At 72.4% G+C, this 11022-nt stretch carries 7 protein-coding genes; 1 reads left to right on the top strand and 6 read right to left on the bottom strand.

Going from position 1 to position 11022, the window contains the following annotated elements:
- Positions 1-16: 16 nt before the first annotated feature.
- The 4 genes from fxsT to AB0P24_RS07515 form a co-directional block, all read right to left on the bottom strand.
- Complete coding sequence (gene fxsT / locus AB0P24_RS07500; RefSeq protein WP_365791267.1) at positions 17-3946, bottom strand: FxSxx-COOH system tetratricopeptide repeat protein; 3930 nt, start codon at positions 3944-3946, stop codon at positions 17-19.
- The gene (locus AB0P24_RS07505; protein WP_365791268.1) at positions 3943-5232 is read right to left on the bottom strand and encodes a TIR-like protein FxsC; all 1290 of its coding nucleotides are present in this window, start codon (positions 5230-5232) and stop codon (positions 3943-3945) included. The genes fxsT and AB0P24_RS07505 overlap by 4 nt, the downstream gene beginning before the upstream one ends.
- 326 nt (positions 5233-5558) lie before the next feature.
- Positions 5559-7709 (bottom strand): radical SAM/SPASM protein FxsB, inactivated metallohydrolase extension form, encoded by a 2151-nt coding sequence (fxsB, locus tag AB0P24_RS07510; RefSeq protein WP_365791269.1) that lies wholly within the window; start codon positions 7707-7709, stop codon positions 5559-5561.
- A gap of 160 nt (positions 7710-7869) precedes the next feature.
- On the bottom strand, positions 7870-8034 hold the full coding sequence (locus tag AB0P24_RS07515; RefSeq protein ID WP_365791270.1) for a hypothetical protein: 165 nt from the start codon (positions 8032-8034) through the stop codon (positions 7870-7872).
- 188 nt (positions 8035-8222) lie between these two features.
- Here AB0P24_RS07515 and AB0P24_RS07520 point away from each other — a divergent pair, with 188 nt between their 5' ends.
- On the top strand, positions 8223-9140 hold the full coding sequence (locus tag AB0P24_RS07520) for a DUF4231 domain-containing protein (RefSeq protein WP_365791271.1): 918 nt from the start codon (positions 8223-8225) through the stop codon (positions 9138-9140).
- Between the two features lie 38 nt (positions 9141-9178).
- Here the strand turns inward: AB0P24_RS07520 and AB0P24_RS07525 are convergent, their stop codons facing one another.
- On the bottom strand, positions 9179-9706 hold the full coding sequence (locus AB0P24_RS07525; protein WP_365791347.1) for a hypothetical protein: 528 nt from the start codon (positions 9704-9706) through the stop codon (positions 9179-9181).
- A gap of 139 nt (positions 9707-9845) precedes the next feature.
- Complete coding sequence (locus AB0P24_RS07530; protein WP_365791272.1) at positions 9846-10883, bottom strand: rod shape-determining protein; 1038 nt, start codon at positions 10881-10883, stop codon at positions 9846-9848.
- Positions 10884-11022 lie beyond the last annotated feature (139 nt).

An 11022-nucleotide genomic window follows, 5' to 3' on the forward strand; every position in this document is an offset into this window, starting at 1 on the left:
CCCGGCCGCACGAGGCTCACACGGCCAGCGGCTCCAGGTCCCGGTACACTCGCCGTTCGTCCAGGGCGAAGCGGGTGATGCCGTTGTTCTCGCCGAGTTTCTCGCGCAGCCCCTGCAGCCTGCCGACGGCTTCCTCGCGCAGCGTGCGGGCCTCGTCCACGCGGCCGAGGGCGCTCAGGGTGAGGGCGCCGTTGCTGACGACGGCCAGGGCCTCGGGATGGTCGGCGCCGAGGTCCGCGCGCAGCGCGTCGATGCTGAGCCGCTCCCGCTCCCAGGCCTCCTCCAGCCGGCCGGTCTGGGCGAGCACGATGGCGTAGTTGGCGGAGCAGAACTGGGTGTGCGGGTGGTGGGCGCCCAGTACCTCGGTCATGCGCTCCAGCACCTTCTGGAACACCTCCTCGGCCTTCTCCCTGTCACCGCAGCCCCAGTGGAAGACCGCGAGGTTGTTCATCGCGGTCTGCGTGTAGGGGTGGGCCTCGCCCGGCTTCTTCACGTACTCGGTGAGCACCTTCTGGGCGACGTCACGCGCGCCCTCGGGGTCCTCGGCCGCGAACAGGTCGGCGGCGAGGTTGAGTTCGCAGGCGAGCGAGTCCGGGGTGGGCGCGGTGTACTGGGCGCGGTACTGCTTCAGCGTCTCCGACGTCAGCAGCCGCGCGTCCTCCAGCTTGCCCGCCCGGCGCAGCGACACCGCGAGCGACTTCGCGCACCGCAACGTGCCCGGGAACTCCTCGCCGAGCACCCGCTTGTGCTGCTCGTACGCCCGCGACAGCATGGCCACCGACGCCTGGTACTCGCCGACCTCGCGCAGGTCGCGGCCGAGGTTCTCCGCGGACGACAGCGTGTAGATGTGATCGGTGCCGTGCACCTGCGTCCGGCGGGCGAGGGTGACCTCGTCGATCAGCAGGGCGTCCCGGTACCTGCCGACCATGCGCAGCGCCAGGGCGAGGTTGTTGGCCGCGTTCAGGGTGCGCGGGTGGGCCTCGTAGAACAGGTCGCTGAAGCCCTCGTGCGCCTCCTTCGCCAGCTCCACCGCCCTGGTGTACTCGCCGAGTGCCGCGAGGTCGCTGGAGAGGCCGGAGGTGGTGATGAACGTGTGCGGGTGCCGGTCGCCGAGCAGCCGGCGCTGCCGCCGCAGCACGTCGTCGTCCATCTCCCGCGCCTCGACGTACAGCCCCTGGGAACGCAGCACGTTGGCGAGCTGGCAGCGCAGGTACAGGTACTGCTCGTCGTCCTCGCCGAGCGGTTCCCTCCAGTGGTCGAGGAGTTCCTCGGCGAGGCGCTGCGCCCGCGGGAACTCGCCGCGCTTCCACAGGTAGCGGACGCGGTCGATGAGCAGCCGGCGCGGCTCCGCCTCGGTGCAGTTGCGGACGTCGGAGGCGGTCAGGTGCGGCCAGATGATGTCGAACTGCGCCCAGTTCTCCCGGTTGTCGGTGGGTTCGTCGCCCTTGGGACGGGCGCCTCGGAGGATCTCGTGCACCGTGTGCCGGGCCTTGCGCCGCTCCTCTTCCGTCATCTGGGAGCGGATCACCGCCTGCACCAGGCGGTGCACCTGGATCGAGCGGTTGATCTGGTCGACCTTGGCGAGCGCGAGCTTGCCGATCTCCCGCACCAGCTGGCCGATCAGCATGCTCTCCGTCAGGCGGAGGGCGGAGAGCATCTCGTCGCTGTCGTAGAGCAGTTCCGAGGAGATCGGCTCGGCGGCGAGGAACGCGCACAGCTGGAGCAGCCGGACCGAGGCGGGCGAGCGTTCCTTCAGCCGCTCGATGGAGATGTTCCAGGTGGCGGCCACCGTCTCGGGGTAGTCGGAGGGCTGGTTGAGCCCCATCACCGCCGCGGTCTCCTCGGTGAGGCGGCGCAGGTACTCGGCCGTGGGCATGGCGGTCTCGGCCAGCCAGGCACCGGCCTGCTCCACCGCGAGCGGCAGGTCGCCCACGGCCTCCGCGACCTGGTCGGCCTCCGCGGAGGTGAGGCCCGGGGCGCGCCGGGACAGGTGTTCCTTGCTCTCCTGCCGCTGGAAGACGTCGACCTGGAGCGTCTGTCCCTTGTCCGACCACGCCTGGTTGCGCGAGGTGACCAGGATGTGGCCGCCGCCGGTGGTGGGCATGTAACCGGCCAGGTCCTCCGGGTCGTCGGCGTTGTCGAAGACGAGGATCCACCGCTTGGTGGGGTTGCCCCGGGAGAGCATGCGCACGGTTTCCTTGCTGGCCAGCGCCATGTCCTCACCGCCGGGCGCGCCGATGCGGGAGCCGAGTTCGGCGAGCGAGGCCACCACGTTGTCGACGTTCTCGGACGGCACCCACCACACCAGGTCGTAGTCGGCGCCGAACCGGTGCACGTACTCCAGCGCGATCTGCGTCTTGCCGACCCCGCCCATCCCGAACAGCGCCTGGTGCTGCGGCAGTACCGCGGTCATGCCGCTGCGCAGCTGCTCGCGCACCTTTTCGAGGATGTAACCCCGGCCGGTGAAGGTGCTGTTGCGTTGCGGCACGTTCCAGTGGTCCGGCACATGGCCGGGGAACCGGGGTGCCGCCGGTCCGCCCTTGGGCAGTTGCGCGGGCAGTTCGAGCGCGCCGAGCAGCGCCGCCTCGCAGCCGGGTTCGTCGAGTCCGTGCAGGTCGACCAGGTCGGCCTGGTGCTGGTACGACTCCGGTGGCTGGACCTCGTCGACCCGCACCGGTATCAGTGATCCCGGGAGCGGGTCGCCGCCGGCCGCCGGGCCCGGCAGGTCCTCGGTGTGCCGGGAGTCGTACAGCGCCCTGGACCACAGCACCAGGGCGCGGGTGCCGGGAGCGGGACCGCCGAGCGGTCCGGCGGCCAGGTCGTGCAGGACGACGGCGCACCCCGCCCGCTTCAGCAGCGACTCGGCCCAGTCGGCCCACATCCGGTTCTCCGCCGCGTAGGCGATCTCCACCCGCACCGCGGAGGTCTGCGGCCGCCGCCGGATGAACGCGTCCCGGCAGCGCAGCCGCGCCGGATCGGGGATCGGCGGCAGCGAGGTGACCTCGTTGTCGGTCACGAACGCGGTGAGCCGCTCGAACGCGGCCAGCAGCGACTTCGGGTCGCCCTTCTTGTCACCGACGACGGCGAGCGTCTCCTCGTACGCGTAATAGGGCTTGTACGGTATTTCGACGCTGCCCCAGTAGGCGGTGATCTCGTCGGCGCTCAGCCGCTCCCCGCCCGGCCCCTTCGGCATTCCGGCGAACTTCGACCGGGCCACCGCGCGGCCCGCCTCGACCTTGTCCTTCTCGCCGTCGTCGACGCGCATCGGCACCGGCAGCACCCGGATCCGCCGCTTGCGGCTCTCGTCACCGACGCTGTACGCCACGTCGGCCGCGCCGTCCAGGGCCTGGTCGCTGAAGGTGAAGCAGTCGACGAGGAGGTCGGGCATCTGGAGGGTGCAGATGTCCGCGGTGTCCGACCGCCCGGTGCGCGAGTCGATCAGGACGTAGTCGTACGACCGCTTCATGCTGTCGCGCAGAGCCTCCAGGAACATGCCGCCGCCGAGACGGTCGTAGAAGTTGTCCCACTCCAGGGAGGACGCCGTGCCCGAGTAGGCGCGGAACTGCTTTCCGGCGGAGAGGAAGTCGAGCGAGCCGCCCTTCTCGAAGCCGAGCCCCTGCCGTTCGGGGGAGAGCGAGACGGCGTGCTGCTCGACGTCCGCGAACTCCAGGTGCCAGGGGCCCGTGCGGGTGATGCCGTCCGTCGCCGCCCAGGCGTAGTCCTGGAGGATGTTGAGGACGCCCCCGGTGGCGGCGAGCACGTTGGGGTCCAGGAACGGGTGGAAGAAACGATCCAGCCCGGGAGCCTCCAGGTCCCAGTCCACTGCGAGTACGCGTTTGCCGTTGGCCGCGAGGATCCACGCGGTGTTGGCGAGCGCCATCGTCCGTCCGGTGCCGCCCTTGTACGAGTAGAAGGTGATGATGCGTCCGTCGCGTGCGGCCGTCATGCCTCTCCTCCGGGGTCGTCTCCCGTGTCCGGGCCGGACGACGGGTAGGGGTCCGCCAGGCGGGGCCTGGGGACGTGCGGGCCCGGCGGCAGTCGGACCTCCGCGTTCTTCAGGAACTGCCGGGTCGTGTAGGCGACCACCTCGGGCAGCACCCTGGTGAAGGACTTGAGCGTGGGTACGCCGTTGACGGCGATCCGGGTGTCGCTGCGCCGGGCCCGCTCCAGGATCGTCGGCATCACCCGCTCCAGCTCCTCGGCGAGCCGCCGCCCCTGCTCCCCGTGGTTCTGCAGGTCCGCCCGGCAGCGCGGCACGATCGCGCTCACCCACGGGCGGGCGTACGCGTCGAACGTCTTCAGCCTGCTGCGGCGTTCCTCGTCGCTCAGTGCCCACTGGTCCACGAGCAGGATGCCGGGCTGCCGCTCCCCGGATCCGTTCGGTTCCTCGACGGGGTGCTCGTCGTCGAAGGCGGCGACGGTCACCCGGTAGTCCAGCGAGCGGATCAGTTCCTCGGCGTGTGCGGACAGCGCGCGCGTCGACTCGGTGTGGTACGGATTCCAGTCCAGCGCGTCGTCGCCGTACGGCCGGGCGTCGCGGTGCTCCGGGACGGAGTCCTCGGTGGGGGCGGCCACGGTCAGCCGGATGTGCCGGGGTCCGGTGCCGCGCGGTTTGAAGGCGCTCGGGGTGCTCTCGTAGTCCCGTGGGCGGCCGGGCGGCAGCCCGGACTCGCGGGCCGCCTGCACGATGCGCTCGGCGAGGCCGAACACGGTCTCGTCGTACTCGTCGCGCAGCCGGCTGAGCTTGATCAGCCCGTAGATCCCGTTGCTGAGGTACCGCCCGCCCGACGAGGTGTTCTCGACGTGGATGTGCCGTACCGAGTCCGGCAGTTCGCGCATGTCGACGCGCGTCCACAGGGCGGGCACGATGGCCGAGGCGGTGGCCGTGCCGGTGGTCCTGGCGTTCAGCATCCGCTCGTGGAACGCGTACCACTCGCGGCCGCACATCTCACTGGAGAAGTAGCGCGGCGAGAACAGCGGCACGAACACCCGGCAGGAGGCGAGGTTCTCGCTCAGCTTCTCGGGCCAGCCCTCCCCGGAGCGCATCTCCCGGTCCATGAAGCCGACCGGGCAGCCCGCGGGCAGGTCGGTGAGGGCCATGATGTGGCCGCACAGGTCGTTGTACAGGACCCGCACCCAGTGGTCCGGGTCGCCGCCGTCCGGACCCCATGGCGGGGTGTGGGCGTACGACAGGAAGAAATAGGGCCGGTTGTCCGGAGCCCGATCCTGCACCCGTTCCCCCATGTCCGCACGTCCCCCTGCGCGTCGGCGAGCCGCTGGACGGACCCCGTCGCCGGTGCGCGCCTCCGCCGGACTCAACAATGTGCCTGACGGACCCCGTATCCGGTTCACTCCTTTCAGGCCAAAGCCCGGCGATATCCAGACATCTGCCCCTTGACGTGCCCCGCCGCGTCCCGCATCCCGCGGAGCACGACCGCCCGCGAGGCCCACTCGCCCACCCCGGGGCGGACACGCGGCGCGGCAGCCGGGCCGAGGGCCTGTTGCGGCACTCGGCGGGGTGGAACGCGCCGCCCACCGCGAACGACCGCGTCACGCGGTCATGATCCCTCGCGGACACTCGACCACTGCGACCACATGCGGGCCACCAGCACGGCCCCGGTCGGGGTCAGTTCGGACCCCGGCAGCAGGGTGAGAGCCGTGAGCGCGGCTGCCGCCTCCTCCCGCGCCCGCCGGCCCAGCCCGTCGTCCGCCCGGTCCAGCAGGGCGCCGGCGGGGCTGCCCGGCCGGTGCAGGTCGGCCGTCTCGCGCAGGGCGGTCAGGCGGGCCCGGCGGCCGATACGGGTCAGTTCCCGGGCGAACTCCTCGGGCGTCACGTCGACCGCCACCCCCAGCGCCCCGAACCCGTGAGTACCGAGCACCAGACCGCTGCCCGCCGCCAGCGGGGTGAGGACCGTGGGGCGGAAGGCGTCCGGGTCACGGTGCCGGTCCGGCGCGTCCTTCGCCAGCAGTTCGTAGGCGCGGGCCATCCGTTCGGCGAACTCGCCGCACTCCAGCGGCGGGGCGACGGGGAAGGGGTAGCAGTCCCGGTAGGGGTCGGCGTCGTCGACCAGCGGGCCGTCCTGGACCGGCAGCCGGTCGACGGGGCGCCAGCGCGCGGAGACGGGGACCTCGTCGAGGCGCACCCACACCGGGTCGGACTCGCCGCCTTCGCGTACCCGGAAGGCGTCCGGGGCCACGGTGACCTCGATGCGGCCTGCGGCCCTGAGGCGGTAGGTGCCCCAGGTGGGCAGGTGCAGCCGGGTGCCGGGCTGGTCCCAGGACAGGGTGGCCGCCGCCCCCGCCCGCAGGGCCGCGGCGGCGGCCAGGGACATGAACCGGGCCGTGTCGGCGGGGCCGCGCAGGGAGCGCTGGAGGCTGGTGCGCACGTACGGGTGCGCGAGCACCGCGTCGAGATGCCGGGCGGTCTCGGGGCGGGCGTCCAGGGCCAGCAGCAGCCGCCAGGCGTCCGCCCAGTCCGGCTCGGACGCCAGCTGCCCCCGCGCCCGGCGCAGCAGCAGCCGGTCCAGCTCAAGCTGGGCCCAGGAGAGGTGGGCCGAGCCCAGCACCGCCGGCGAGAACGAGCGGTCGGTCACCCGGTCGGCGATGCCCTCCACCAGGGAGCGCAGATCACCGCAGAAGACACTGGGGTTGTCGAACCCGTTCTCGGAGCTGTACCGGTGCCCGTACAGCCCGCCGCCGCAGGACCGCACCACCGGGCAGCGCCGGCAGGTGTCGCTGACCCCCTCGACACCCCGCTGCCGGGCCTGGACACCGGGGTGCGCGGCGAACTCCGCGAAGCCGTGCCGGAAGACGTCGTACCCGGTCTCCGGAGCGCCCGCGTAGGCGGTCTTGAGCCAGTCCGCCTGCTCGAAGGTGCCGTCCGTCTCGATCACGGCGAGGTCGCTGGGTGCCAGGCCCAGCGCCTCGGTCAGGGGCGGTCCGCCGCGCAGGGTGCTGAGCACCGAGTCGAAGGTCCGCACCGGCATCGGGCGGCCCTGCTGTTCCCAGCGGTCGAAGACCGCGAGCAGCCAGTCGGCGTACGGGGTGGCCGTCCCTGCCGGGTTGGGCGGCGGGGAGTCCCAGGTGGAGTGCGGCAGCAGGTAGTCGATCCGCGGCGGGGCCAGTTCGGTGAGGGCGTCGTGCACGGCGACCGGGTCGTTCGCCACGTCCACCGTGCACAGCACTCCGCTGAACAGGTGGCGGTACTCGGGCTCCTGGAGCAGCCGGATGCCGCGGACCACCCGGTCGTAGCTGCTGCGGCCCCCGCGGTCGAGCCGGTGCCGGTCGTTGGCGGCGCGGTCGCCGTCGAGCGACACGCTGACCCGGACCCCGAACTCCCGGCAGACGTCCAGGTGGCGCCGGTTCAGGGTGACCGCGTTGGTGTGCATGCGCAGGTCGAGCACGGTCAGCGGGGCGAGGGCGCGGGTCAGCTCGGCGCAGATGTCCCGCAGCCGGGCCGGGCCGACCAGCAGCGGCTCGCCGCCGTGCAGGATCACCGAGACGGACTCAAGGGACCGGGAGGCGACGTGGTCGGCCAGCCGGGCGGCGACGGAACGCACCGTCTGAGGGCGGATGAAGGTGGGGCGCGACTGCCAGCTCTGGTCGGCGTGCTGGTACACGTAACAGTGGTCACAGAGCAGATCACACCTACTGTGGATCTTGAGGACCAGCTGTCTCAGAGGTGGGCTGTCGGGCGACTGGCTCGTCACCGAAGGAAGTGTGGCACGCTTCCCACTCGCGGGGCGCCGCAAACCGTATTACCGCGGGGAATCTTGACGCGTCATCAGCGCGCTGACGTGGGTACGAGCGGCGCGTGCGGCCGCCCGCGCACCCACGTCCGGGTGCTGTCTCGCGCGGCGTCGCCTCTGCTCAGGCCGCGGAGTTGAACGTGACCGACCGGTGCGAACGGTGGTCGGGGACGTCGATCACGCGGCCCGCGTCGCGCGACGCGGAGGCCTCGTACGGGTCGATGTCCGCCAGGCGGGTGTGCCGGGGGGCCGGCGCGGGGGCGAGGGCGTGCGTCGCGTTGGGCATGATGTTTCGTCGCTCCGGTTCGGGTGCGCGGAACCGTGTCTGGTCCCGATGGTGCGGACCCTATACCAGGAATGCTCCGCGAACCTCTTGTGCCCGGGCCTGCGTTCACCGCTCATTGTTTTCTTAGGCCATCTTGTCGGGGGCGCGCTCAGGCCTTCGGGGGCGTGCGGTGAATTCGGGGGGCGTTCATGGGGGCCGCTACCACTCCTGTACCGGGCACCACACTGGGCGAGCGGGATCTGCCGCCGTTGTTCCAGGTGAGTGACGACTGGGCGTTACGCCATCAGAGTGACTCGTTCCGGGCGGTGCGCACGCATCTGATCCTGCTGCTTCTGGCCACCGCGGCCGCCGTTCTCACCGAGCAGGCGTCAGGCCATGTGATGACGGTGCTGGCCGCCGTGCTGTACGGGCTGACGATCGCCCTCGGCCTGAGCACCTCGCGCCGTCGCAGCCGCGCCCACTGGCAGGCGCACCGGGCGGCCGCCGAGCTGGTGAAGTCGCTGGCCTGGCAGTACATGGTGCACGGCGGCCCGTTCCACTCCCATGTCGCCGATCCGGACGCGGTGTTCGCCGAGCGCCTCGAAGAACGCCTGCGCGAGCTGCGCACCTGCGGCTGGGAGGACTCCCGCAGCGACCCCGGCGCACGGGGCAAGGGCCAGATCACCCCGCGGATGCGCGCGGAGCGGGCCAAGTCCTTCGCGGCCCGCCGGGACCTCTACCTGCGCGACCGGCTCCTGGAGCAGACGGTCTGGTACAAGAACCGGGCCGTCCGCGCGCACCGCGCCGCCGCCCGCTGGTCCTCCGTCACCGCGGCCCTGACTCTGTTCGCCCTCGCCGCCGCCCTGCTGCGGACCGTCGGCCTGCTCGGCGGCGCCGACCTCGCGGGGCTGCTCAGCGCGGCCGCCGCGGCGGGCGTCGCCTGGCAGGAGGTACGCCGGCACGGTCCGCTGACGTACGCGCACTCCCTCATCGAACAGGATCTGGAGACCGCCCGGATCGCCATGACCACGACGGTGACGGAGGCGGGCTGGGCCGAGGCGGTGGGGGAGACGGAGCGGCTGATGTCCCCGGCGCACACGGAGTGGCTGGTGCGCTTCGGCTCCTGACGCCCCTGCACGGCCCCGCCAGGACCGGCGGCCGGACGTCAGGCCCGCCGCACCCCCGCCTGCCACAGCACCGTCACCGGTACCCCGCTGTGCCGCGCGTAGGCCACCACGTCGCCGGTGCCGCCCTTGCCGCGCGCCGGACGGCCGTCCCATACGGCGACCAGGTGGTCGCAGTGGTCCACGATCCAGCGGCCCGCGGCGAAGTAGGCCTGCTCGTGCGTCGGCTGGCGGGGCAGGTCCACACGGGTCGTACAGGACCTCAGGAGCCTGCGGTACGTGCTCCGGGCCTCCTCGTCGCCCAGGTGGGCCTCGTAGTCCATGCCGGGGATCACGGCCGTCAGCGGGACGCCGTGGGCCAGGGCGATGTCCGCGAACAGCTGGTCGGCGCCGGCGGCGAGGCAGCTGAGGGCCTCCAGTTCCACGTCGGTGCGGCTGAACCGGTCGCGCAGGGCGGAGCGCACGTACGGCAGGACGGACGGGGGGATCGCCCGGTGTCCGGTCACGCCGACCCGGGTGACGGCGAGGCGGGGGACCGCTGCCGCCTCGGCGAGGTTCTCGGCGAACACGGTGATGTCGGCTGTCACGGAACGTCCCCTCCCGTCACCTTCGGTGAGTCCACCCTAACCGAGGGTCGACAAGGAGCGCAGGGGGCGCATCGGCTCACACCGGTGCCGGCCGGTGCCGGCCGGTGGGGGCGGGGCGGGGTCAGGCGGCCAGCGGATCCAGGACCAGCGGCTCGATCCGGCCCTCCAGCATCGCCCCGACGCCCTGCACGGCACACACGTCCGGCCGCTCCGCGATGTGCACCGGCATGCCGGTGGCCTGCCGCAGCAGCTGGTCGAAGCCGGGGAGCAGCGCCGACCCGCCGACCATCATGATCCCGCGGTCGGCGAGGTCGGCGACCAGGTCCGGCGGGCAGTCCCGCAGCACCTTGCCGATCCCGTCCAGGACCGACATGAGGGGCGCCTGGATGGCTTCCCGTACGGCGGCGGTGTCGACGCGCACGCTGCGGGCGAGCCCGGTGGCCACGTCCCGCCCGTGGATCTCGGTGGAGGCGGGGCCGTGCGGGGTGAGGCCGTTTCCGTCCAGGGCCAGTTGCAGGGGTCGTACGGCCTGGCTCGGCAGCATCAGCTCGTGCTCGTGCCGCAGGTGCTGCACGATCGCGTGGTCCACGGCCTCGCCCCCGACGGGCAGCCGCTCGGCGCACACGATCGACCCCAGCGACAGCACGGCGACCTGGGTGGCGGCGGCCCCGCAGACGAGGATCATGCTCGCTTCCGGCCGCTCGACCGGCAGCCCGCATCCCACCGCCGCCGCGATCAGCGTGTCGACCAGCTCCACCCGCCGCGCCCCCAGTCCCACCAGCGTCTCGATGGTCGCCCGCTGGGCCAGCGGGTCGGCGTCGTGCGGGGTGCACGCCGCCCCCCGCAGCCGGGCCTTGCGGCGCAGCGAACGGCGGATCTTGTCGCCGAGCAGGTGGCGCAGCATGCGCTGGGCCATCTCGATGTCGACGACCGTGCCGCCGGAGACGGGGCGCACGACGCGGATGTAGTCGGGGGTACGGCCCGTCATCCTCTCCGCGAACTCGCCGACGGCGATCAGTGCTCCGGAACGGGTGTTCTCGGCGACGACGGAAGGCTGGTCGACGACCAGGCCCATGCCCTTCACGTACACCCGGGTGCGGGAGGCCCCCAGATCGACGGCGAAATGGCAGCGGCGCAACTGCTCCAGACTGACGGTCATGGCAGGTCCTCCCGAGTGCGCGGGCCGTGTGGGGTGGCACCGCCGGTCGGCGGCCTGTTTCGCATCCTCCGGGGGATCGGAGCGGCGCGCCTGCGGGGAGGGGCCGGGCGGGGCGCGGCTGAATGGGGGGTTTCGCCGT

Source organism: Streptomyces sp. NPDC086519 (assembly GCF_040686075.1).
Classification (GTDB): domain Bacteria; phylum Actinomycetota; class Actinomycetes; order Streptomycetales; family Streptomycetaceae; genus Streptomyces; species Streptomyces shenzhenensis.